Below are 22,448 nucleotides of genomic sequence, written 5' to 3'. Positions count from 1 at the left end.
CAGCGGCCGTCACGCCCTTCTTGATGCGGTGCGCTTGGGGCCAGTGGCGCCTGTTGCGCGAGGGGTGGCGGCGCGCTTGCGGGGCTTGCGGGGGGCGGCCGCCGGAGCAGCCCCTGCATTGGCCACCGCCGCCGCCTGTGCCGCGTCTTGCATGGCCTGGCCCGCTATCTGCTGGAACTGCTGGGTCAAGGCGCCCCACCACTGCATGGGATCGACCACTCCGGCAGGCGCCGCCGATGGGCCGCTGGAAGACGCTCGCCGGGCTGACTTCTTGGCGGCGGGGCGCTCGGATGCCGGTGCCTCGGCCGGCGAAGGATCGGGTGTGCGGGGGGGGACCTCAAGGCCGGCAAACGTGGACTTGGCGCGCGCGGGAGGCGCCGACGCTGGCGACACGCCCCCCATCGCAGACCACGCCTGAGCGGCAGCCTGGGTGGCATCGCCCAGGTTCAGGTTCATGGACTTCAGGGTGGACAAGGTCATCTTCTGCACTTGCAGGGCCTGAATGGTGGCCGCCAGCGCCTTCGCGTTCTGGTCAAGCCAGAACTGAACCGCTTTCAATTCCTCGATGCGCTTGTCAAGCTCTTCCACATTGAGGGTGGGCGCCACCCACGACCCCAGGTTGGGCACGGAGGCTTGAGCGGCACCACCCGCGTTTCCGCTCAGGCTGCGCAGAAACTCGAAGCCGGGCACGAATTGGCCGAATCCGCCAGAGAATGGGTCGCTCATGGTCAATCTCCTGCTCATGTGAGGACGTTCGAGCATGCCACAGGCGGGGTCGCCTTGACCTGCACCGATGAACGCCAAAGGGCTTGACCTGAGTCAAGGCCGCCCATACGGTTGGCAACCATCATTGTTGCGAAAGGACACGCGCATGAGCACCCCCATTTCCGACACCTTCCTGGCCCAGTTGCAGCAGATGCGCTCGGACCTCATCGCCCGCCTGCGCGCACAGCGCGGGGGCACCATGGGCCGGCCGGAGGCCGCGTCGGCCAACCGCGAGGTCGTCGGTGACGACTGGGCCAAGGCCAACGAAGAGATCGACCTGAAGATCGGCTTGGAAGAGCTGGAGTCCGCCGAGCTGGTGGCCATTGACGCGGCGCTCAAGCGCGTGGCCGATGGCAGCTATGGCCTGTGCGTGCAATGCGGCGCGTCCATCCCGGCCGCTCGCCTGCATGCCAACCCAATCGCGCTGCGCTGCATCAATTGCCAGACCGACGAAGAACGGCACAACCCCACCCCGCACGCCAGCCTGTGAGCCTGGCCCAGGTGAAGCAGTTGGGGCCATCGGTGCTGGGTATGCTCGCGCCATGAACCTCAGCACCCCCTCCACCACGCTGCCAGCGCGCAGCCTGTTCCACTTAGCTTTTCACGTGACCGACCTGAACGAGGCGCGCCGCTTCTATGGCGGCGTGCTCGGGTGCCGCGAGGGGCGCAGCACCGACACCTGGGTCGACTTTGACTTCTTCAGCCACCAGATCTCGCTGCACCTGGGCACGCCGTTTCCCACGGCGCGCACCGGCCGAGTGGGCGATCACCTGGTGCCCATGCCGCACTTCGGCCTGGTGCTGCTGTTGCCCGAGTGGCAGGCACTGGCCGACCGCTTGAAGGCCGCCGGCACCGAATTCGTGCTGCCGCCTCAGGTGCGCTTCGCCGGTGAGCCGGGTGAGCAATGGACGATGTTCTTCTGCGACCCCTTCGGCAACCCGATCGAGGTCAAGGGCTTCGCCACCTTGAACCAGATCTTCGCTGCCTGATCAATCCAGCGGCGCAATGGTCTGGTCAATCGCACCAAAGAGGCTGTGGCCGTCGCGCCCCTTCATTTCAATGCGAATCGTGTCGCCAAAGCGCATGTAGTCGGTGGCGGTCTTGCCGTCCAACACGGTTTCGATGGCCCGCTTTTCGGCAATGCAGCTGTAGCCCTTGGGCCATTCGCGGCGCCCCTCCACCTCGATGGGTTTGTTGCTCACGGTTCCACTGCCCACGATGGAGCCGGCGCGCACCCGGCGGGTCTTGGCCATGTGGGCGATGAGCTGCCCGAAGTGAAAAGTCATCTCCGGCCCGGCGTCGCACATGCCCACCTTGCGGCCATTCCAGGTGCACAGCAGGGGCAGGTGCACACGGCCGCCTTGCCAGGCTTCACCCAGTTCGTCCGGCGTGATGGCCACCGGGCTGAAGGCGGTGGCGGGCTTGCTCTGGAAAAAGCCAAAGCCCTTGGCCAATTCGTCGGGAATAAGGTGGCGCAGGGACACGTCATTGGCCAGCATCAACAGGCGCACGCTCTCCAGCCCCTGCTCGGGTGTGGCGCCCATGGGCACGTCACCCGTGATCACCGCGATCTCGGCCTCGAAGTCAATGCCAAACGATTCGCTGGGCACGACCACGTCGTCACACGGACCCAGGAAATCGTCACTGCCGCCCTGGTACATGAGCGGATCGCTGTAGAAGCTTTTGGGCACTTCGCTCTGGCGGGAGGCGCGCACCAGTTCCACGTGGTTGAGGTAGGCCGAGCCGTCGGCCCATTGATAGGCTCGTGGCAGCGGTGCCATGCATTGCGCCGGGTCAAAGGGAAAGGCGTGCCGCGCCTTGCCCTGGTTCAGCGCCACGTACAGGTCGTGCAATTGCGGGCTGAAGAAGTTCCAGTCGTCCAGGGCCTGCTGCAGGCGGTTGGCGATGCCAGTCGCATAATGGGCCGAGCTCAGGTCGCGCGAAACGACCACCAGCTGTCCATCGCGCGATCCGTCTTTGTAGGTCGCCAGTTTCATCTTGTTCTCCTGCTGCACCAAGGCTTTGTCCGCAGTGGCCACACCCATGCGCGAGCGCCAAATTCTAGGTGAACCCCATTCGCCGGCCGACCGCCCAGGACGGCCAGGTCACGCCGTCAGGCCCGGCCCGTCGGTGGCGGTGGTGTTGGTCTTGACCGCGTTGGTGTTGCTGGCGCACGCCGCCTTGGTGGTGGACGGCTGGCCTGCGCTGAGCAGGGCCACCGCGACGCCGAGCGCGGTGCCAACCCATGCCGTCAGCCAGGGTGGGGAAAGCGCAGACACCGCGCCCGAGCCCCCACGATCGGCCAAGTCGGCGGCCATACACGTGACCCAGGTGCGCTGGATCGCGGCCGCGCCGACACCGAGCGACCGCCCCCGGCCACCGCCAAAGACAACAGCCCCCGTTCGACCTCAGGCGCCGACACCCGCACCGCCACCGGCGCCCACGGCCATTGCCCAAGCGCCCGAGCCCTCCAACGCCCAGGCGGCCCCGTCATCGTCGCCTGAGCCCGTCGAGGTGGCACAGGCACCTGCCGTTGTCCCCACCGAGGAGATTGCCAGCGCCTCAGCGCCGACGGCCCCGGTCGAGCGGGCAACGACCACCCCATTGCCAGCGGCGCACCCGCCCACCAGTGCCCACCTGGTCTACGAAGTCCAGGGCGCGGCCAAAGGACTGCGTTATCAGGCCGACGGCGAGCTGATCTGGAAGCTGCAAGGCAATCGCTATGAAGCGCGCATGGAAGTGAAGATGTTCCTGCTGGGCAGCCGGGTGCAGACCAGCACAGGCACCCTTGGCCCCGAGGGCCTGCGGCCCGAGCGCTTTGCCGACATCCGACGCGGCGAACGGGCCACGCACTTCGAACGCGACACCGGCCGCATCCGCTTCAGCAGCAATGCCCCCGAAGTCGCCCTTCAAGATGGCGCGCAAGACCGGTTGAGCCTTTTTCTGCAACTCGCGGCGCTGTTGCAGGCCAGCCCCAGGAAAGAGGGCGACACGCTGAGCTTCCAGGTGGCGGGCACTGGCGGGGCTGAGACTTGGCGTTTTGAGGTCGGCCCTGAGGAAACCTTGGCCTTGCCTGCGGGCGACATTGCGGCCCGGCGGGTGGTTCGCCGCCCCAGAGACACCTACGACACCCTGGTGGAAATGTGGTTCGCCCCCTCGCTGCAGCACTTGCCGGTGCGGCTTCGGCTCACGCAGGCCAACGGCGATGTGGCCGATCAGTTGCTGCGCGCCCTGCCTTGACGATGCGCGCACGCCACAAGGTGAGCGCATCGCCTTGAAATTGCCCCCACCGCCCCCCACTTCCTGTCAAGCTGTGCTGAAGCCCCGAGCAAGAAAGCCGATATCCCGGGAGAGAGGCACACGAATGCAGCGACCAGAGGACAATTCAGCCATGCACATGCTTTACGACTCGGAAGATTTCGCGGTGGTCCACATTCAGGCCGATGCCCCGGCCGAAGGCGAGGCCCAGGTGAACGACGGGCCGCAAATCCCGCGCCACGGCTTTGAGATCGTGGACAAACGTTCGGGCAAAGAGGTCTACCTCGACGGCTCCTGGGCCGAAATGTTCCAGCAGCAGATCAACGCCTGGCAGCGCAACACCCCATCGCAAGAAGAGGTGGAGAGCACGCTCGAAGGCTACGCCACCCTGGCACAGATGCCGGTGGTAATGCACTGACACCCCGCCTCGTCCCCCCACAAGCACCCGGCCTCGCGCCGGGTTTTTTGTGTCCGCCCACCGCCTCACGCCATTGACCCGTAGCATCGCCCGCATGGCACCCCGAACCCTGGCCACCGCCCTTCTCGCCTGCGCACTGCTGACGGCCTGCGCGGCCACCGTCGACAACGCCGGGCGGTCTTTTCAAGACCTCGTCACCGGCATGGGCGCACCGGCGCTGTTGCTTGTGGGGGAACAACACGACGCCATCGCCCACCAGCGACTGCAGAGGCAGCTGATCAAGGCCCTGGGCGGTGAGCACCGTCTGGCCGCGGTGGTCATGGAAATGGCCGAGCAGGGCAAAAGCACCGCGGGGCTTGCCCCAAGCGCCAGCGAAGCCGAGGTTCGTCAGGCACTGGACTGGAGCGAACAGACCGGATGGCCGTGGCCGGTCTACGGTCCGGTGGTGATGTCGGCCGTGCGACAAGGGATCCCAGTGCACGGAGGCAACCTGCCGCGCCAAGCCATGCGCTCGGCCATACAAGACCCGTCACTGGACCAGCTGCTTTCGCCCAGCTCCCTGGCGCAGCAAGAGGAAGGCATCCGCCAAGGCCATTGCGGCTTGCTGCCCGATTCGCAGATCCCCTCCATGGTGCGCGTTCAGATTGCACGCGATCGAACCTTGGCCCGCACCGCGGAAAACCTGGTGCAACCGGGCAAAACCGTGATGCTTATCGCCGGCCAGGGCCACGTGCGGCGCGACCTGGGTGTGCCCGTGCACCTGCCGGCGGAACTGAGCCAGTACATCGTGATGGCCCGCACCCAGGCAGAAGCCGAGCACACCGGCGACCTTCCTGCCGACAGCACCTGGACCACCGATGCCCCGCCGGCCAAAGACCATTGCGCCGAACTGAAGCGCCAACTCGGCCGCTGAGCGCGGCCGGTCGAAGCGTTCAGGCCGGCAGGCGGCGAATGGCGTCGACCAGGGTTGAGACCATGGTCTCGATGTGCTCACGCTCCACGATGTAGGGCGGCGCGAACACCAGGTTGTCGCCGGCGTTGCGCACCAGCACGCCCCGGTGGAAGCAGTCCAGGAACACGTCGTAGGCGCGCTTGCCGGGCATGCCCGGCTGGGGGGCCAGTTCTACCGCGGCGGCCAGGCCCAGGCTGCGGATGCCGATCACGTGCGGCAGACCCTTGAGCGCGCTGTGGATGGCGTCGCCCAGCACTTGCCCCATCTGGCCGGCGCGCTCGAACAGGTTTTCTTGCTGGTACAGCTCCAGCGTGGCGATGGCCGCCGCGCAGGCCACCGGGTGGCCCGAGTAGGTGTAGCCGTGGAAGAACTCGATGGCGTGCTCGGGCGCGCTGCCGTGGGCGCCCATCATGGCGTCGTAAATGCGGTCTGAGCAGATGACGCCGCCCAGCGGGATGACACCATTGGTGACGCACTTGGCGAAGTTCAGCATGTCGGGCTGCACGCCATACCAGTCGGAGGCGAAGGCGGTGCCCAGGCGCCCGAAGCCGGTGATGACCTCGTCAAAGATGAGGAGGATGCCGTGGCGGTCGCAAATCTCGCGCAGACGCTTCAGGTAACCCTGCGGTGGGATGTACCAGCCCGCGCTGCCGGCCACCGGCTCCACGATGACAGCGGCCACGTTGCTCGGGTCATGCAGCGGCAGGAGGCGGTTTTCCAGTTCCAGCAAGGGGTCTTCCTGCCAGACCGGCTCCTGGTGGTGGATGTAGGCGTGGTTGACCGGGTCGTGGATGAAGCGCATGTGGTCCACGCGCGGCAGCAGACCCGAGCCATAGACCTTGCGGTTGGCCGGAATGCCGCCCACCGACATGCCGCCGAAGCCCACGCCGTGGTAACCACGCTCGCGGCCGATGAACAGGTTGCGGTGGCCTTCGCCACGCGCCCGGTGGTAAGCCAGCGCCACCTTGAGTGAGGTGTCGGCGGCTTCGCTGCCCGAGTTGCAGAACAGCACCTTGTTCAGGTCGCCCGGCGCCATGGCGGCGATCATCTCTGCCGCCCGGAAGGCCTTGTCGTTCGAGGCGTTGAAGGCGGTGGAATAGTCCAGCGTGTCGAGCTGCTGCTTGATCGCGTCGCTGATGGGCTTGCGGTTGTGGCCCGCGCCCACGCACCAGAGGCTGGAGATGCCATCGATCACCTGGCGCCCGTCGTGCGTGGTGAAGTGCATGCCGTCGGCCGCCACAAAGACGCGCGGGTCTTTGTGGAAGCTGCGGTTGGGCGTGAAGGGCAACCACTGGTTGTCCATGCGAAGCTCTTGGTAAGCCATGGCGGCGACTCCTGCGGCAAAAAGCAAAACGGCCATTCTGGCACTGCCCAGGCAGCCCGGTGGCGCCATTCCCAAGGCCGTGCGCAGGCCCACCGCGCCACTTGCTGCGACAATCGGCGCCGCCATGGACAACACCTACGTTCTGAACCTTTCCTGCCAGGACCGCCCTGGCATCGTGCACGCCGTCTCGGGCTTTCTGTTTGAGAACGGCGGCAACATTGAAGAGGCGGCCCAGTACAACGACCACGACACCGGTCTGTTTTTCATGCGCGTGCAATTCGGTTGCGCGCAACTGACGGTGGACGAGCTGCGCCAGCGCCTGGGCGATTTCGGCCAGACGCTGTCGATGTCGTGGAGCCTGCACCTGCTCAACGAACCGGTTCGCACCGTGATCTTCGTCAGCAAGGACGGCCACTGCCTCAACGACCTGCTGTTCCGCTGGAAGAGTGGGCTGCTGCCGCTGGACATCCGCGCCATCGTCAGCAACCACCGCGACTTCTACCAGCTGGCGGCCAGCTACAACGTGCCGTTCCACCACGTGCCCATCACCGCCGCCACCAAGGCGCAGGCCGAGGCGCGGCAGCTGGAGATCATCCGCGGCGAGGGGGCAGAGCTGGTGGTGCTGGCGCGCTACATGCAGATCCTGTCGGACAACATGTGCCGCGAACTCTCCGGCCGCGCCATCAACATCCACCACAGCTTCCTGCCCAGCTTCAAGGGTGCCAAGCCCTATTTCCAGGCCCATGACCGGGGCGTGAAGCTCATCGGCGCCACCGCGCATTACGTGACGGCCGATCTGGACGAAGGCCCGATCATCGAACAGGACGTGGCCCGCGTGGACCACACCGACACGGTGGCCGACCTCACCGCCCTGGGCCGCGACACCGAGAGCATGGTGCTGGCCCGCGCGGTGAAATGGCACAGCGAGCACCGCGTGCTGCTCAACGGCCACAAGACCGTGGTCTTCAAGTAAGCACAGGCCCGCCCCGACCATGCGCATTCCGCCCATCCAGTGCCTGCTGACCTTTGAGGCACTGGCGCGGCTGCGCAGCGTTACCCAGGCCAGCGACGAGCTGTGCGTGACGCCCAGCGCGGTGAGCCACCGCATCAAGCAGCTGGAGCAGATACTGGGCACCAAGCTGTTCGGGCGAGCCGACTTTTCACTTACCACCGAGGGCAGCGAATACCTGGCGCATGTGCGCGATGGCCTGGCCTCGCTGCAGAAATTTCCCAGCCAATCGGCCAGCCCGGGCCGGCGCAAGCTGCGCCTGGCGGTCACGCCCACGTTCGCGCGCTCGGTGCTGCTGCCGCGACTCAAGCAGTTCAGCGACGCCTACCCCGAGATCGACCTCACGCTGCAGGTGAGCATTCCGCTGCTGGACGTGGTGGCCGAAGACGCCGACCTGATGGTGCGCTACGGCAGCGGCCGCTACGCCGATGTGGAGCACGTGTGCCTGAGCAAGGACGAGGTGTCGCCCATGGCCTCGCCCGCCTTCATCCGCGAGCACGGCCCGTTCGAGAGCCCGGAAGACCTGGAAGGCGTGCCCCTGCTGCGCAGCCCGCTTGAGCCCTGGCGCACCTGGTACGCCGCGCACGAGCTGGACTGGCCCGAGCCCACCGAGGGTTCGCAGTTCAACGACATCGGCCTGATGTGCGACGCCGCCGCCGCGGGCATGGGCGTGGGCCTGCTGCGCTACAAGCTGGCCGCCCCCTGGCTGGAAAACGGCAGCCTGGTGCCGGTGTACCCACGCCGGGTGCCCAGCCCCCACGCGCACTACCTGTGCTGGCGCACCGGCACCATGGACCGCTGGGAGTGCGCGGCCTTCGCCGAGTGGATCCAGAAGGCGATGCCCTGAGGCACCGCCTTCTGTCCAGTCTTATTCGATGGTGAGGCGCTGCCCGGCCGCCGCCCCGCGCTTGGGCAGGGTCAGGCGCAACAAACCGTTTTCAAACTTGGCCTTGGCAGCGGCGCTGTCAATGTCCTGCGGCATCTGGAAGCTGCGGGCCACCGACCCGAAGTAGCGCTCGCTGCGCAGCACCTTCTCGTCGGCCGTCTGCTGGTCAAGCTGCTTGACCTCGGCTCGCAGGGTGACGATGTTGCCCTCTACCGCCACATGGATGTCTTCCTTCGCGATGCCGGGCAACTCGGCCTCGACAGTGTAGGCGTCGGCGCTCTCTTTCACGTCCACGCGAATCTGCGTGGGCAGCGGGTCGCCATGCAAAGGCTTGACGTAAAAGCCCGGGGCCACGTCCTTGAAGAAGTCGTCAAAAAAGCCGCCGCGGGTGATCAGACCGTTCATCTCGTTCCTCCAATCGGGTAGTGGGCTGGGGCGTCAGGGAATTGGCGCCTATTCAAAAAATAGTGCTGGCGGGCTGGCATTTCAAGAGGTTGGCGCGCGCGCCGCTCAACGGACGCTGCAAGGAAATTCAACCCGGACTCCCCGGCGCCCTCCTACACTGAGTGCCAGGTTTCCTCACCCAGACTGAACATGAACGCCCCCCTCACTACCCCCGCGTTGTCTCCAGTCGAGCGCGCCGCCCGCCAAGCCGAGGTGGTCAATGCCTTGCGATCGCTCGTGCCAGCGCATGCCCTGCTCTGGCAATCGGAAGACACGGTGCCCTACGAATGCGATGGCCTGACGGCCTACCGCGAACGGCCCTTGGTGGTGGTGCTGCCGGAAACCGAGGAACAGGTCGCGGCGGTGCTGCGCACCTGCCACGCACTGAATGTGCCGGTGGTGGCGCGTGGCGCCGGCACCGGCCTGTCGGGCGGCGCCATGCCGCACGCGCTGGGCGTGGTTTTGTCGCTGGCGCGCTTCAATCGCATCGTGAAGATGGACGCCTTGTCGCAAACCGCCGTGGTGCAGGCGGGCGTGCGCAACCTGGCCATCAGCGAGGCCGCCGCACCCCTGGGCCTGTATTACGCCCCCGACCCGAGCAGCCAGATTGCCTGCACCATCGGCGGCAACGTGGCCGAGAACTCGGGCGGGGTTCACTGCCTGAAGTACGGCCTGACCTTGCACAACGTGCTCAAGGTGCGCGGCTTCACCGTCGAGGGCGAGCCCATTGCCTTCGGCAGCGAGGCCCTGGACGCCCCGGGACTTGACCTGCTGCCCGTGGTGATCGGCAGCGAGGGCATGCTCGCGGTGGTCACCGAGGTCACCGTCAAGCTGGTGCCACGGCCGCAGCTGGCGCGCTGCATCATGGCCAGCTTCGACGACGTGCGCCAGGCGGGCGATGCGGTGGCCGCCGTGATTGCCGCCGGCATCATTCCCGCCGGCCTGGAAATGATGGACAAGCCCATGACCGCCGCCGTGGAAGATTTCGTGCACGCGGGCTACGACCTGGACGCCGCGGCCATTCTGCTGTGCGAGAGCGATGGCACGCCCGAAGAGGTCGAAGAGGAAATCGGGCGCATGAGCGAGGTGCTGCGCCGTTGTGGGGCATCGCGCCTGTCGGTCAGCCGCGACGAGGCCGAGCGCCTGCGGTTCTGGAGCGGGCGCAAGAACGCCTTTCCCGCTTCGGGACGCATCAGCCCCGACTACATGTGCATGGACTCCACCATCCCGCGCAAGCGCCTGGCCGAGATGCTGCTGGCCATTGCCGAGATGGAGAAGAAGTACGCGCTGCGCTGCGTCAACGTGTTCCACGCGGGCGACGGCAACCTGCACCCCTTGATCCTGTTCGATGCCAATAACCCCGACCAGCTGCACCGGTGCGAGCAGTTTGGCGCCGACATCCTGGAGACCAGTGTCGCCATGGGGGGCACGGTCACGGGTGAGCACGGCGTGGGCATTGAAAAGGTGAACAGCATGTGCGTGCAGTTCACGGCGCAGGAGTCTGAGCTGATGTTCGCCGTCAAGCGAGCCTTTGATACCCAAGGTCTATTGAACCCAGGCAAGGTGGTGCCAACCCTGCACCGTTGCGCCGAGTACGGGAAGATGGTGGTACGAGGAGGGCGTTTGGCCCACAGCGATTTGCCTCGTTTCTGAAGCGGAGGACACGACACGAATTCCCAAGACACTGGGGTACAGTGCCGGGCATGAGTGTGCTCTTCCCCTCGCCTGACAACCAGCCCCATCCGCATCAACCGGGCCTGGGCTGGGCCGCACGCGAGCAGGCCCTTCTGCATGAGATCGAGGCTCTTCGCGCCGAGAATTTGCACCTGCGCAAGGTCTATGCGAAGGAATTGACCCAAGGACTGAGCAAGGCCGCGACCGGTTACCCCCGTCCCGATCATGTGCTTCCTCTTCCACTGGAACACGTCCTTGTCTCGGGCTCTGGTAGCGAACGCCGTGACGGGCGCCTGGCTTACGAAGCCCTTTTCCTCGCGCTCTCCAGCGCCTTTCCGATCGGCGTCTTTCGAACCGACCACGCTGGAGTGCTAACACATGTTGACGCGCAACTCGAGCAGATCTTCGGACTGACCAAAGCAGACTTTCCCAATTTCGGGTGGATGGCTCTTGTGCACCCGGAAGACCAGCACAAGGTACGCAGCGCCTGGGAGCACGCCGTTGCCGATCACGAAGCACTCAGCGTTGAGTTTCGCATCGTGCGCGATGGTGCTGTTCGCCATTTGCTCGTGCGCAATGCCCAATTGCATGACGACACTGGCCAAGTGATCAGCCAGCTGGGCTTTGTGCAAGACATCACCCATCTGCGCCAACTGGAGGCGGACGCCAGGATCAAGGACGAACTCAATCGCCAGATCATTGCCAGTAGCCCAGACTGCACCAAGGTACTTAACCTGCAAGGGCAAGTGCTAGAGATGACAGCCCAGGGGTGCAGGCTCGTTGAGGTCGAGAACTTCGACGACGTCCGCCTCAGCGACTGGGCCACCTGGTGGCCAGACGCAGGCCAACAGGTGGCACGTGATGCCATCACCACCGCCGGCCAAGGGAAAAGCGCGAGGTTCGTCGCCTTTGGCAAGACATTCAAAGGCAATGACCGTTGGTGGGACAACATGGTCTCACCCATTTGCGACGCTCATGGCAAGCCGATCATGCTGCTGGTGGTGTCGCGAGACATCACCGAGCTGCACCGCCAACAGGAAGAAATCCGCACATTCAACAGCGAACTGGAATCACGTGTGCGAGAGCGCACTGAAGCCCTTGCGCAAGCAAATGAGCGCGTCAACGAGGCACTGAAGGAAGCCGAGCAACTCTATGACCGAGCGCCCTGCGGCTATCACTCGGTGAACGCAGACGGTATCTTCGTCATGATGAACCAGACCGAGTTGGACTGGTTGGGTTACACGCGGGAGGAGGTCATCGGCAAGATGCGCTTTCGCGACTTTGGCTTGCAAGAACACTGGGCGATGGCCCACGAGCGGCTGCAATGCATGCTCAGGGGCGAGAAGATCGAGCCGATGGAGTTCGCCATGCGTCGCCGCGATGGCAGCATCTTTGTGGCGTTGATCAGCAGCACAGCGGTGATGGATGAGCAGGGTCGGTTTGTCCGCACCAACAACACCGTGGTTGATATCACGCAGCGAAAAGTGGCGGAAGACGCATTGGCCGCGCAGACGCGTTTTCTGAAAACCATCACCGACACCGTGCCGGTGCAACTGGCTTATTTCGACCGCGATCTGAATTGCCGTTTTGCCAACGCCAGCTACGCGCGCTGGCGCGATGCCGAACCGGATGCCCTGCTAGGCCGCCATCTGCGTGACATTGCGCAACGCCACGACTACGACTTGGCCAAGCCGCGCATGCGGGCAGCCCTTCGCGGTGCGTCGCAGCGTTTTGAAGGCGAGCGCGAGCTTCCCGATGGGCAGCGCTTCTACGCCAGCATTGAGTACACGCCATTCGTACACGATGAGCAGGTTCTCGGGGTGATCGTGCAAATGGTCGACATCACCGATCGCAAGGCCTCAGAAGACCGCGTGACCCTGGCCAACACTCAGCTGGCCGAAGCGCTCAACCAGGCCAGAGCGCTCTACAACCAGGCACCTTGTGGGTACCACTCGCTCGATCTGCACGGCACGTTCGTGTCAATCAACGACACCGAACTTGAGTGGCTGGGCTATCGGCGAGAGGAAATGGTGGGGCGCAAGAACTTTCGGGACGTGATCCCGGCTTCACAGATTCCACTGCTGGAAGCTCGCATGCAACGCTTGCTGCTCGATGACGCCCTCGAAGGCGTTGAATACGAGTTGCGCCGGCGCGATGGCAGTACTTTTTACGCGCTGCTCTCGTCAACACCGGTGAGAGATGCCAAGGGCCAGTTCCTGCGCTCGAACACCACGGTAGTCGACATTTCGCGCCGCAAGGCAGCGGAGGTCGCCTTGCGCGAGAGCCAACGATTTCTGCAGAACATCACCGATCACGTCCCGGGGCTTATTGCCTACGTGGACCACCAACTTGTGGTGCGATTCGCCAATGCAGAGCACCTTCGGGTGTTTGCCAAGGACCCGCGTGAAATCGTCGGGCGGTCAATGGCGTCGGTGATGTCGCCCCAGGTTTGGCCAGAGGTAGAACCGCTGATACGCGCTGCATTGCAGGGCCAGGCGCAGCACCACGAGACATGGATGTTGGCGGCCAATGGCTTGCCCCTGTACATGAGCGCAAGTTTCCTGCCAGACATCAGCGAGGGGCAAGTCAGGGGCATTTTTGTGCAGCTCATTGACATCACCGAGCGCAAACGAGTGGAGGAGCGCGTGCTGCACCTCAACGACGAGTTGGAGGTGCGCATTCGCGAGCGCTCGGCAGAGCTCATCGAAAGTGAGCAGCGCTTCCGCCTGATGGTGGACAACCTGCGCGACTACTGCATCTATTTCATGGACGCCGCCGGCGTCATCACCGACTGGACGGACAGCGCGCAACGCATGGACGGCTACCCCCCGGCCCAGATGCAAGGCAAGCACTTCGGTGTGCTGTTCAACGGCACCGACCCGCAGGCTGGTCAGACAGAAGCCAACAAGGTGCTGCGCCTGGCCGCTTCACGCGGGCAGCATGACGGGCAAACCTGGCACACGCGCAAAGACGGCACCCGTTACTGGGCGCACTCGGTGCTGATCGCCTTGCGCGACAACGGAGGCGAACTGCGGGGCTTCGCCAAGATCAACCGCGACATGACCGACGCCAAGCGGCTAAACGACCTGCTGCGCAACATCAACGACGAGTTAGAGCAGCGGGTGGTGGAGCGGACCGAACAACTGGTGGCGGCCAACCGAGATTTGGAGTCGTTTTCGTATTCGGTCTCCCATGACTTGCGCTCACCTCTGCGCCATATCGCCAGCTTCGTGACACTGCTCGAGGAACACCTTGGTGAGCAGGTGGATGAGGTGAGTGCGCGCTACCTGGGGACGATCTCAAACTCAGCCCGCCACATGAGCCAGCTTATCGATGGGCTGCTTGCATTCTCGCGGTTGGGTCGAGCTGCCATCAACCTTGCACCAGTGGATTTGACGCTGCTGGTTAACACGGCGGTGTCACAAATCGAGCACGAGACCACTGGCCGTGCAGTGGAGTGGGCCATTGCCTCTGATCTGCCGGTGGTGCACGCTGACGCGCTGCTGCTGCGTGAGGTCTGGGCCAACTTGCTGGGCAATGCGGTCAAATACACACGCCCTCGCGATCTAGCCAAGATTGAAATCACTTGGCAGATGGACCCTGTGTTGGGCTATGTGTTCTCCGTTCGTGACAATGGCGTAGGTTTTGATACAAAATATTCCCAGAAACTCTTTGGGGTATTTCAGCGCCTGCATCGGGCCACCGAATTTGAGGGAACGGGCATTGGTTTGGCGCTCACCCGCCGAATTGTCGAGAGACACGGCGGGAGCATCTGGGCGGAAAGCCAGCCAGGCCGAGGCAGTGTTTTCCACTTCTCGCTTCCGTTTGATGGCCCTCGCGAAGCAGAAACGCCCAACGATCATCCCCCCGTGTCATTGGAACCATGAGCAAGAACGCAGACGTCATCCTCTTGGTTGAAGACAACGCCGCCGATGCCGAGTTGACGACCATGGTGCTGGCCCGGTATGGCTTCCAACACTTGGTCACGCACGTATCCGATGGCCAACAAGCCATGGACTACCTCTACAGGCGAAACGAGTTTGCGGACCGCACCGGCGCCTTGCCTGCACTCATTCTTCTTGACCTGAAAATGCCTTTGCTGGATGGCATCGGTGTGCTGGAGCAGGTCAAAGGCTCCGAGCTATTGCACAACATTCCAGTGGTGGTTCTGACTTCATCCACTGAGCCCAGCGATCTGCTAAAGGCCTACAACGCCGGGACGAACGCCTACATCGCCAAGCCAACAGATTTCTCCCAGTTTCTGGCATCGATGAAACACGTTTGCGAATTCTGGCTGAAGATCAACCAAACGGCGCCACAACCTTCGATCGCCTCAGCGCGCAGTACGGGTTTCGGCGACCTGCTTTGATTCGCGCGCGATGTATCGCACGCAATAGCAGTCGACTGCCAGACCGATCTGGCGTCACCCCTTAAGCAATACCCGTTTTGGCTCAGTAAATGTCTGAATCGGCCCACTCGGAAGATGGGCTGTTACTGTCGTTGCGGGGCGTGACGTTGAGATTGAGCACAAACACGACCTCGCCACCGAAACGTCCCACGCCCAGACTTTTCATGAGTTGCTGCTCTTGCTCGGGACGCTCCATGCGCAGAAAGCAAATGGCCTGTTTGGTGCCTTCGTGCATGGCCGTGAGGATGTCCAGCCGCGTGATGCGACCGAACTCGCTGCACAGCTGGTGCAGCGCAGACTTCAGGCTGGATACATCGCTGTGTTGCTTCAGGGCTGCCAATGCGCTCATGGACATCTCCGACTCAGGTCAGGCACCCGGCGGTGGTGAAATTTGTTAATGGCCTGCGTACTTCAGGGGTACAAAAGCAGAGCGACAATGGTAGTCGAGTTGCAACAGGTTCCAACACACTTGTTACAAATATCCGTGGCGCAACCGAGTTGCGTGAAACTGTTCACGCGAGACCTCGCGGCGCCAAGTGCGCATGATCAAGCGCACCTCCAAGGGGTGGCTATGCTTGACCCGGTCACAAACTGAGTCTTCCTGCTTATGTCTTCCCCCCCAAACAAGCCGGATCCCGATCAGGGGCTGTCCCCATTGAAGCCCCTGGTGGCAGTGGCGTGCCGCCTCCTTGGTTGCGAAGCCGCTGTGATCAGCCTGCCAGAGGCAGGAGGAGCGATGTGGTGGCATGGCACCGATCAAGCGGGGGCAGAGGCGGCCATTACGCAAGCGGCAATTGCGCCTGGCACACCCCAGAGGGAGAGCGATCAACAAATCCGCTGGCCTCAATTGATTCGCCTGAGCCTTGCAGGGGACGGCGAGTCGACTGACAGCGAGCCGGCCTTGTTGGTCTGCGGCCGCCCAAGCCAGGGCGGCACGGAGTCACTGGCACAACTTCAGGCGATGGGGCAACAGACCTGGGCCTTGATAAAGCGCAGCCAGGAAGCGATGCGCCAGCAGGCCAATCTGCTGCGTGACACGCGCAGCCGCCAGGACCTGACCGAGCACACGGGGGGTGTGGGCAGCTGGTCGCTCTGGACAGACTCCGCGGCACTTGAGCACTCCAGCGAGTTCGCCACCATCCTGGGGCTGCGCGACGGCCAGGCCCTGCCGGACCGCAATGCCTTGATTGAGCGCTACAGCCCCGATTGGCGGGCGGGCATTCGGCAGTGGCTCGATCGCTGCGCGCTCTCGGGCGAAGGCTTCGACGAAGAGATGCAGATTCTGGTGGAGGGCGGGCACCACAAATGGGTTCGCACCGTGGGCACGGCAGTGCGCGACGAGCACGGGCGGGTGGTGCGCATCCAAGGGGCGGTGCAAGACATCGCCGCGCAGAAACAGGCCCAGCAAGACACCTTGCGCCTGGCCATGCGGCTGACGACCACCCTGGCCAGCATCACCGAAGCCTTCGTGACGCTCGATCGCCAGTGCTGCTTCACCTACCTGAACCAGGAGAGCGAGCGGCTGCTGCAGAAGACCACGGGTGAACTGCTGGGGCTGGAGGTGTGGCACGACTTCAACCCGGCGCTGGCGCAGCGCATGCGCAGCAGCCTGCAGCGGGCACTGGAGTCAAACCGCCGGGTGGAATTCGAGGATTTCTTCCCGCTGCTGGGCAAGTGGCTGGAGGTGCGGGCCTACCCGTTCACCGAGGGCCTGGCGGTTTACTTCCGGGACGTGACCGAGCGCCGCCGATCACAGGAGCAGCTGATGCTGCTGGAGACCAGCGTCTCTCGACTCAACGACATCGTGCTCATTGCCGAAACCGGCGCCAGCCACCAGCAGGAGCCGCGCATCGTGTTCGTCAACGATGCCTTCGAGCAGCACACCGGCTACGCCCGCAGCGATGTGCTGGACCAGTCACCGCGCATGCTGCTGGAGCTGGGGCCCACGGTGACCAAGCTGCAGGAACTGGCGCGCGGGCTGCAACAGACCCAGAAGGCGCGCACCGAGTTGATGATCAAGCGCAAGAACGGCGCGCTGTTCTGGGTGGAACTGGAAGTGGTGTCGGTGCAGGCCAATGCCGATGAGGTGACGCACTGGGTGGCGGTGGGCCGCGACATCACCCAGCGCAAGACCGCCGAAGACATGATTCGCCACCTGGCGTTCTACGACGCGCTCACCGACCTGCCCAACCGCCAACTGCTGCTGGACCGGCTGCAGCAGGCGCTGGCGTCCAGCGCTCGCACGGGCGTCTATGGTGCGCTGATGTTCATTGACCTGGACAACTTCAAGGTGCTCAACGACACACTGGGGCACCACATTGGCGATCAGTTGCTGCAGCGCGTGGCGCACCGCCTGATCAACAGCGTGCGCAAGACCGACACGGTGGCGCGCCTGGGTGGTGACGAGTTCGTGGTGATGGTGGACGACCTGAGCACCGACGCGGAAACCGCCGCCTACAAGGCGCGCCGCCTGGCCGAGAAGGTGCTCAATGCGCTGCGCGAGCCTTTCCAGCTGACGGGACACCAGCATTTCGCCACCCCCAGCATTGGCGTGACGCCATTCAATGGCGAACAAAGCGACGTGGCCGAGCTGCTCAAGCAGGCCGACCTGGCGATGTTCCAGGCCAAGTCGATGGGGCGCAACCAACTGTGCTTCTTTGACCCGGACATGCAGGCCAGCATGAGCCACCACGCCACCATCCGCTCAGACCTGCGCGTGGCCTTGCGTGAGCAGCAATTCACCCTGCACTTCCAGCCCCAGGTGGACCGGCTGGGCGTGATCACCGGGGTGGAGGCGCTGGTGCGCTGGCAGCACCCGCAGCGCGGCCTGATGCAACCGGCCGAGTTCATTCCGGTGGCCGAAGACACGGGCCTGATCTTGCCGCTGGGCCAGTGGGTGCTGGAGCAGGCCTGCGAACAACTCTCGCGCTGGGCCTTGCGCCCGGAGACGGGCAACCTGAGCATCGCGGTGAACGTGAGCGTGCGCCAGTTCCGCCACCCCGACTTCGTGGACTCGGTGATGGCCGCCATCTCGCGCACCGGCATCCGGCCGCACCGGCTGAAGCTGGAACTCACCGAAAGCCTGCTGGCGGACCGCATGGAGATCACCATCGAGAAGATGGGCATGCTAAAAGGTCTGGGCGTCACGCTGTCGCTGGACGACTTCGGCGTGGGTTATTCGTCGCTCTCGTGCCTCAAGCGCCTGCCGCTGGACCAGCTCAAGATCGACAAGGGCTTCGTGGCCGATGTGCTGACCGACCCCAACGACGCGGCCATCTCAAGGGCCATCATCACGCTGGCCCAGAGCCTGAGCCTGCAGGTGGTGGCCGAGGGCGTGGAGACGGTGGAGCAGCGCGACTTTCTGGCCTACCAGGGCTGCGACCAGTTCCAGGGCCACCTGTTCTCACGCCCGCTGCCCATCGAGGCGCTCGAATCCCTGCTCACGCAACCGGGTTCGAGCCTTCTGGTGCTGGGCTGAGGCCTGGCGGGCGCGCCACCAGCAGCTCCACGTTGCCGCCAGCGGCGGCCGTGTTCACGCTGACCGCCTGCTCGGCACAGAAGCGCGAGAGATACAAAGGTCCACCGGCCTTGGGCCCGGTGCCGCTGAGCCCCTCGCCACCAAAGGGCTGCATGCCCACCACCGCCCCCACCATGTTGCGGTTCACGTAGACATTGCCCACGCGGGCCAGTCGGGCCAAAGACTCGGCCCGGCCATCGATGCGCGAGTGAATGCCCAAGGTCAGGCCGTAGCCGAGGGCGTTGATAGCCTGCACCAGCTCGGCGGGGTCGCTACGCCAGCGCAGCACCTGCAACACCGGACCGAAAATCTCCTCGCGCACCTCGCTCACGCGGGCCACCTCCAGCACCTGCGGCGCGAGCCAGGGCGCTGGCACATCGCTGTGCACCAGCCAGGCCTTGGTGGCCCGCTGACGCAAGGCCTGTAGCTGGCGTTGCACGCCTTCGTGCGCCGCCATGTCGATCAGAGGACCGACGTCGGTCGAGAAATCGGCTGGGTCGCCCAGGCGCAGTGTTCGGGCAGCGCCCACCACCATCTCGATCACCGCATCGGCCACGGCCTCGTGCACGCACAGCAGTCGCAGGCACGAGCAGCGCTGCCCGGCGCTGCGAAAGGCGCTTTGCACCACCGCATCGGCTACCTGCTCAGGAAGGGCCGTGCTGTCCACCACCATGGCGTTCACGCCACCGGTCTCGGCAATCAACGCCGTGATGGGCCCGGGCTGCTGCGCCAGCGTCTGCTGAATGGCCTTGGCCACCGCCGTGGAACCGGTGAAGGCCACGCCCGCCACACCGGCCTGGGCCACCAGCGCGGCCCCGACCGATTCGCCCGGGCCGCACAGGCACTGCAGCACGGCCTCGGGCACACCCGCCTCGTGCAAGAGGCGAACGGCCGCCAGGGCCACGGCCGGTGTCTGTTCGGCGGGCTTGGCCAGCACCGCGTTGCCGGTGACCAGGGCCGCCGCCACCTGCCCCACGAAGATGGCCAGGGGGAAGTTCCAGGGGCTGATGCAGACCCACACGCCGTGCCCCCGCAAGCGCCAGGTGTTGCGCTCGCCCGCCACGCCCGGCAGGGCCTGGGGCGCCATCACGCGCTCGGCCTCGGCGGCGTAATAGCGCAGAAAGTCGATCGCCTCGCGCACCTCGGCCACCGCATCGGGCCATGTCTTGCGGCCTTCGCGCACCACAAGCGCGCACCAATCGGGCAGATCGGCCTGCAGGGCATCGGCCGCATGGCGCAGGCAGGCCGCGCGCTGGGCCACGGGCCTGGCCTCCCATTCGACAAAGGCCTTGGACGCCCGCTCCATGGCCTGGGGAATCTGCGCCACCGTTGCCTCGTGCACAGAGGGCAGCAGCGTGCGCGACCAGGCCTGACTCAGTTCGCGGCGGTGCCCGGCCACGGCCAGGTCAAGGCCCTGGCTGTTGCGTCGCTGCGGGCCAGCCACGTCACGCGGCAAGGGGAAGGGGCTGGCCTCTGCGCGGGCCCAGGGCGAGGCCAGCAGCACGTCTTCGCTGACGCGCGCATTGGCCAGCTGGTGCACAAAGGACGTGTTGGCGCCGTTCTCCAATAGGCGCCGCACCAGGTAGGCCAGCAAATCGCTGGCCTGTCCCACCGGCGCGTACACGCGGCAAGGCAACGGGTGCTGCCGCATGACCTCACGGTAGAGGGCCTCGCCCATGCCATGCAGTCGCTGGAACTCAAAGCCGGTGGTGCGGCCCTTGGCCAACTGCAGGACAGCGGCCACGGTGGCGGCGTTGTGGGTGGCGAACTGCGGATAGACCCCATCGCCGCCGGCCAACAAGGCCTGGGCGCAGGCAAGGTAGCTCAGGTCGGTGTGCGCCTTGTCGGTGAACACGGGGTAGGCCCGCAGGCCCAACTGTTGGGCTCGCTGAATTTCGCCGTCCCAGTAAGCGCCCTTCACCAAACGACATTGCATGCGCAGGCCCAAGGCCTGGGCCCGCGTGAGCAGGTGCGAGACCACCGCCAGGGCGCGCGTCTGGTAGGCCTGCACCACCAGACCCAGCCCGCCCCATTGCGGCTGCTTCGCGGCCACGCGTTGGGCGAGTTCGTCGAACACCGCCAGCGACAACTCCAGCCGATCGGCTTCCTCCGCGTCGATGGTCAGGCCGATGTCGGCCGCGGCGGCCTGTTCGCACAAGGCCCATACGCGCGGCACCAGCTCGGCCATCACCCGTTCGCGTTGCAGGGGGTCGTAGCGAGGGTGCAGGGCGCTGAGCTTGATGGACACGCCATCACGACCTTGAAGCGAATCGCCCGCGCGTGCCTCGCGGGCCAGCACCTCAATGGCCTGGCGGTAATGCGCCAGGTGCCGCTGGGCATCGGCCTCGGTGCGCGCGCCTTCGCCGAGCCTGTCGAAGCTGAAGCGCCAGGCCGGCCCACGTTCCCGTGCCCGCCTGGCTCGGGCGACAGCGTCTGCCATGGTCTCGGCTAGGACGAACTGGCGCCCGAACAGGCGCACGGCGCGACGGGCCAGCACCACCAGCGCCCGCGAGCGCCAGGCGGCCAGCCCTTCTGGCCATCGCCCACTGGGCGGGGCAGCGCCTTGGCCCGCTGCCCGCAGCAAGGCCGCCGTCGCCCCCTCCACGCCACCCTGTTGCGCCCAGTCGGCCCGCCCCAGGTGATCGGCCACCAAGGCCGCCGCGGTGGGCGCATCGGGCACGCGCAACAAGGCCTCGGCCAGGCGCATCAGGGCCAGGCCTTCGGTACTGCCCAAGGGGAAGGCCTGAAGCAGGCGATCCAGCGCCCAGGGCGCCTGAGGTGCTGCCCGCACCGCCTGCACCCAGGGCGACGCCACGCGGCGAACCGCCGACCAATCAAGCCCGTCGCCCAAGGCGCGCTGCGCCTCGGCCAAGGCGTCGGACTCGGATCGGTCGGGAGGTGGCAAGACATCGCTGTCGATTCCCATGGTGGCCCCCGCTTTCGGTTGGCATGAGCTGGCGCCATCTTGAACCAAGACCGACGGAATTGCCCACCATGAAATGGCCCAATACCCCGTCGGGATGGGGCCTGGCCGCCATGCGCGGCACCCACCGTCTCAGGCGGCCGCCACCTTGCGTTCGCGATGCCCGAACACCGCCCGGCCCACCCGAACCATGGTGGAGCCCGCCGCCACGGCGGCCTCCAGGTCGTCGCTCATGCCCAGGGAGAGGGTGTCGAGGTCCAGACCATGGGCCCGCAGTTCGTCAAACAACGCCTTGGCGCGCAGGAACAAGGCGCGCTGGGTCTCAAAGTCGGGCGCCGGCTCGGGAATGGCCATCAGCCCGCGCAGGCGCAAGCGGGGCAAGGCCGCCATCGCCTGGGCCAGTTCGAGCGCGTCGCCGGCGGCCACGCCTGATTTGTTGGCGCCACCGTCCACGTTCACCTGAATACACACCTGCAGCGGCGGCAGCTGCGCTGGGCGCTGCTCGTTCAAGCGCTGCGCGATCTTGAGCCGATCGATCGACTGCACCCAATCAAAATGCTCGGCAACCAATCGCGTCTTATTGCTTTGCAAAGGGCCGATGCAGTGCCACACGATGTGCGGGCAGGCACCCAAGGCGCGCACCTGCTCGACCTTCTCGACGCCCTCCTGCACGTAGTTTTCCCCGAAAGCTTGCTGACCGGCGGCGTAGGCCTGACGGACGGCATCGGCCTCGAAGGTCTTGGAAACCGCCAGCAAAGTAACCTCATTGACGGACCGCCCAGCAGCATTGCAAGCCTGTTGCAGGCGCGCCCTGACGCGGTGGAGGTTGTCTTCAATCGTCGTCATAATCGTTTTCAGTACCCAACAGCA

At 65.2% G+C, this 22,448-nt stretch carries 19 protein-coding genes; 11 read left to right on the top strand and 8 right to left on the bottom strand.

Annotated elements, in window-relative coordinates:
• Positions 1 to 9: 9 nt before the first annotated feature.
• Positions 10 to 726, bottom strand: a complete 717-nt coding sequence (locus tag ACE3RQ_RS14300; protein WP_374522714.1) for a PhaM family polyhydroxyalkanoate granule multifunctional regulatory protein — start codon at positions 724 to 726, stop codon at positions 10 to 12.
• A 145-nt stretch (positions 727 to 871) separates the two neighbouring features.
• Here ACE3RQ_RS14300 and ACE3RQ_RS14295 point away from each other — a divergent pair, with 145 nt between their 5' ends.
• On the top strand, positions 872 to 1,255 hold the full coding sequence (locus tag ACE3RQ_RS14295; RefSeq protein ID WP_374522713.1) for a TraR/DksA family transcriptional regulator: 384 nt from the start codon (positions 872 to 874) through the stop codon (positions 1,253 to 1,255).
• A 52-nt stretch (positions 1,256 to 1,307) separates the two neighbouring features.
• Positions 1,308 to 1,754 (top strand): VOC family protein, encoded by a 447-nt coding sequence (locus ACE3RQ_RS14290; RefSeq protein ID WP_374522712.1) that lies wholly within the window; start codon positions 1,308 to 1,310, stop codon positions 1,752 to 1,754.
• On the opposite strand, the gene ACE3RQ_RS14285 is transcribed toward ACE3RQ_RS14290, so the two are convergent.
• Positions 1,755 to 2,762, bottom strand: a complete 1,008-nt coding sequence (locus ACE3RQ_RS14285) for a fumarylacetoacetate hydrolase family protein (protein ID WP_374522711.1) — start codon at positions 2,760 to 2,762, stop codon at positions 1,755 to 1,757.
• 108 nt (positions 2,763 to 2,870) lie between these two features.
• Positions 2,871 to 3,083, bottom strand: coding sequence for a hypothetical protein (locus ACE3RQ_RS14280; protein WP_374522710.1), 213 nt, complete (start codon positions 3,081 to 3,083; stop codon positions 2,871 to 2,873).
• 196 nt (positions 3,084 to 3,279) lie between these two features.
• On the opposite strand from ACE3RQ_RS14280, the gene ACE3RQ_RS14275 reads away from it, so the two are divergent.
• From ACE3RQ_RS14275 to ACE3RQ_RS14265, 3 genes are all read left to right on the top strand, one after another.
• Entirely contained in the window at positions 3,280 to 4,005 is a 726-nt protein-coding gene (locus ACE3RQ_RS14275; protein ID WP_374522709.1) for a DUF3108 domain-containing protein, read from the top strand.
• Between the two features lie 151 nt (positions 4,006 to 4,156).
• A complete protein-coding gene (locus tag ACE3RQ_RS14270) occupies positions 4,157 to 4,441 on the top strand; it encodes a DUF3567 domain-containing protein (RefSeq protein ID WP_374522708.1) in 285 nt (94 codons plus the stop codon).
• Positions 4,442 to 4,535: 94 nt separating this feature from the next.
• Positions 4,536 to 5,354, top strand: a complete 819-nt coding sequence (locus ACE3RQ_RS14265; protein ID WP_374522707.1) for a ChaN family lipoprotein — start codon at positions 4,536 to 4,538, stop codon at positions 5,352 to 5,354.
• A gap of 19 nt (positions 5,355 to 5,373) precedes the next feature.
• On the opposite strand, the gene ACE3RQ_RS14260 is transcribed toward ACE3RQ_RS14265, so the two are convergent.
• Positions 5,374 to 6,717, bottom strand: a complete 1,344-nt coding sequence (locus ACE3RQ_RS14260; RefSeq protein WP_374522705.1) for an aminotransferase class III-fold pyridoxal phosphate-dependent enzyme — start codon at positions 6,715 to 6,717, stop codon at positions 5,374 to 5,376.
• A 124-nt stretch (positions 6,718 to 6,841) separates the two neighbouring features.
• Here ACE3RQ_RS14260 and purU point away from each other — a divergent pair, with 124 nt between their 5' ends.
• On the top strand, positions 6,842 to 7,690 hold the full coding sequence (gene purU / locus ACE3RQ_RS14255; protein ID WP_374522704.1) for a formyltetrahydrofolate deformylase: 849 nt from the start codon (positions 6,842 to 6,844) through the stop codon (positions 7,688 to 7,690).
• 19 nt (positions 7,691 to 7,709) lie between these two features.
• Positions 7,710 to 8,573 carry a LysR substrate-binding domain-containing protein gene (locus tag ACE3RQ_RS14250; RefSeq protein ID WP_374522703.1) on the top strand — a complete coding sequence of 288 codons (864 nt, stop codon included), beginning with the start codon at positions 7,710 to 7,712 and terminating at the stop codon, positions 8,571 to 8,573.
• A gap of 21 nt (positions 8,574 to 8,594) precedes the next feature.
• Here the strand turns inward: ACE3RQ_RS14250 and ACE3RQ_RS14245 are convergent, their stop codons facing one another.
• A complete protein-coding gene (locus tag ACE3RQ_RS14245; protein ID WP_374522702.1) occupies positions 8,595 to 9,017 on the bottom strand; it encodes an Hsp20/alpha crystallin family protein in 423 nt (140 codons plus the stop codon).
• 189 nt (positions 9,018 to 9,206) lie between these two features.
• Here ACE3RQ_RS14245 and ACE3RQ_RS14240 point away from each other — a divergent pair, with 189 nt between their 5' ends.
• The 3 genes from ACE3RQ_RS14240 to ACE3RQ_RS14230 are packed head-to-tail and all read left to right on the top strand — an operon-like array spanning position 9,207 to position 15,099.
• Entirely contained in the window at positions 9,207 to 10,709 is a 1,503-nt protein-coding gene (locus ACE3RQ_RS14240) for an FAD-linked oxidase C-terminal domain-containing protein (RefSeq protein WP_374522701.1), read from the top strand.
• A 50-nt stretch (positions 10,710 to 10,759) separates the two neighbouring features.
• Positions 10,760 to 14,617, top strand: coding sequence for a PAS domain S-box protein (locus ACE3RQ_RS14235; protein ID WP_374522700.1), 3,858 nt, complete (start codon positions 10,760 to 10,762; stop codon positions 14,615 to 14,617).
• Entirely contained in the window at positions 14,614 to 15,099 is a 486-nt protein-coding gene (locus ACE3RQ_RS14230; protein ID WP_374522699.1) for a response regulator, read from the top strand. Before ACE3RQ_RS14235 ends, ACE3RQ_RS14230 begins: the two co-directional genes overlap by 4 nt.
• Before the next feature lie 82 nt (positions 15,100 to 15,181).
• On the opposite strand, the gene ACE3RQ_RS14225 is transcribed toward ACE3RQ_RS14230, so the two are convergent.
• Positions 15,182 to 15,487: an RNA recognition motif domain-containing protein gene (locus tag ACE3RQ_RS14225; protein ID WP_374522698.1), complete on the bottom strand. Its 306-nt coding sequence runs from the start codon at positions 15,485 to 15,487 to the stop codon at positions 15,182 to 15,184.
• Positions 15,488 to 16,120: 633 nt separating this feature from the next.
• Between ACE3RQ_RS14225 and ACE3RQ_RS14220 the strand changes: the two genes are divergently transcribed.
• On the top strand, positions 16,121 to 18,616 hold the full coding sequence (locus ACE3RQ_RS14220; RefSeq protein ID WP_374522697.1) for an EAL domain-containing protein: 2,496 nt from the start codon (positions 16,121 to 16,123) through the stop codon (positions 18,614 to 18,616).
• Here ACE3RQ_RS14220 and ACE3RQ_RS14215 read toward each other — a convergent pair.
• Positions 18,579 to 21,581 (bottom strand): L-glutamate gamma-semialdehyde dehydrogenase, encoded by a 3,003-nt coding sequence (locus ACE3RQ_RS14215; protein WP_374522696.1) that lies wholly within the window; start codon positions 21,579 to 21,581, stop codon positions 18,579 to 18,581. The genes ACE3RQ_RS14220 and ACE3RQ_RS14215 overlap by 38 nt on opposite strands.
• Before the next feature lie 129 nt (positions 21,582 to 21,710).
• Positions 21,711 to 22,424: a YggS family pyridoxal phosphate-dependent enzyme gene (locus ACE3RQ_RS14210; RefSeq protein ID WP_374522695.1), complete on the bottom strand. Its 714-nt coding sequence runs from the start codon at positions 22,422 to 22,424 to the stop codon at positions 21,711 to 21,713.
• Between the last annotated feature and the right edge of the window lie 24 nt (positions 22,425 to 22,448).

Source organism: Hydrogenophaga sp., from assembly GCF_041913525.1.
In the GTDB taxonomy this organism is placed as follows: domain Bacteria; phylum Pseudomonadota; class Gammaproteobacteria; order Burkholderiales; family Burkholderiaceae_C; genus Hydrogenophaga.
The sequence above is the reverse complement of the archived record's forward strand: the minus strand, read 5'-3'. Positions and strand labels throughout refer to the sequence as shown.

Excerpts from the sequence above, each read along its gene's own strand:
- ACE3RQ_RS14300 (WP_374522714.1), bottom strand. The coding sequence starts at position 726 with ATGAGCGACCCATTCTCTGGCGGATTCGGCCAATTCGTGCCCGGCTTC.
- ACE3RQ_RS14295 (WP_374522713.1), top strand. The coding sequence starts at position 872 with ATGAGCACCCCCATTTCCGACACCTTCCTGGCCCAGTTGCAGCAGATG.
- ACE3RQ_RS14290 (WP_374522712.1), top strand. The coding sequence starts at position 1,308 with ATGAACCTCAGCACCCCCTCCACCACGCTGCCAGCGCGCAGCCTGTTC.
- ACE3RQ_RS14285 (WP_374522711.1), bottom strand. The coding sequence starts at position 2,762 with ATGAAACTGGCGACCTACAAAGACGGATCGCGCGATGGACAGCTGGTG.
- ACE3RQ_RS14280 (WP_374522710.1), bottom strand. The coding sequence starts at position 3,083 with ATGGCCGCCGACTTGGCCGATCGTGGGGGCTCGGGCGCGGTGTCTGCG.
- ACE3RQ_RS14270 (WP_374522708.1), top strand. The coding sequence starts at position 4,157 with ATGCACATGCTTTACGACTCGGAAGATTTCGCGGTGGTCCACATTCAG.
- ACE3RQ_RS14265 (WP_374522707.1), top strand. The coding sequence starts at position 4,536 with ATGGCACCCCGAACCCTGGCCACCGCCCTTCTCGCCTGCGCACTGCTG.
- ACE3RQ_RS14260 (WP_374522705.1), bottom strand. The coding sequence starts at position 6,717 with ATGGCTTACCAAGAGCTTCGCATGGACAACCAGTGGTTGCCCTTCACG.
- purU (WP_374522704.1), top strand. The coding sequence starts at position 6,842 with ATGGACAACACCTACGTTCTGAACCTTTCCTGCCAGGACCGCCCTGGC.
- ACE3RQ_RS14250 (WP_374522703.1), top strand. The coding sequence starts at position 7,710 with ATGCGCATTCCGCCCATCCAGTGCCTGCTGACCTTTGAGGCACTGGCG.
- ACE3RQ_RS14245 (WP_374522702.1), bottom strand. The coding sequence starts at position 9,017 with ATGAACGGTCTGATCACCCGCGGCGGCTTTTTTGACGACTTCTTCAAG.
- ACE3RQ_RS14240 (WP_374522701.1), top strand. The coding sequence starts at position 9,207 with ATGAACGCCCCCCTCACTACCCCCGCGTTGTCTCCAGTCGAGCGCGCC.
- ACE3RQ_RS14235 (WP_374522700.1), top strand. The coding sequence starts at position 10,760 with ATGAGTGTGCTCTTCCCCTCGCCTGACAACCAGCCCCATCCGCATCAA.
- ACE3RQ_RS14230 (WP_374522699.1), top strand. The coding sequence starts at position 14,614 with ATGAGCAAGAACGCAGACGTCATCCTCTTGGTTGAAGACAACGCCGCC.
- ACE3RQ_RS14225 (WP_374522698.1), bottom strand. The coding sequence starts at position 15,487 with ATGAGCGCATTGGCAGCCCTGAAGCAACACAGCGATGTATCCAGCCTG.
- ACE3RQ_RS14215 (WP_374522696.1), bottom strand. The coding sequence starts at position 21,581 with ATGGGAATCGACAGCGATGTCTTGCCACCTCCCGACCGATCCGAGTCC.
- ACE3RQ_RS14210 (WP_374522695.1), bottom strand. The coding sequence starts at position 22,424 with ATGACGACGATTGAAGACAACCTCCACCGCGTCAGGGCGCGCCTGCAA.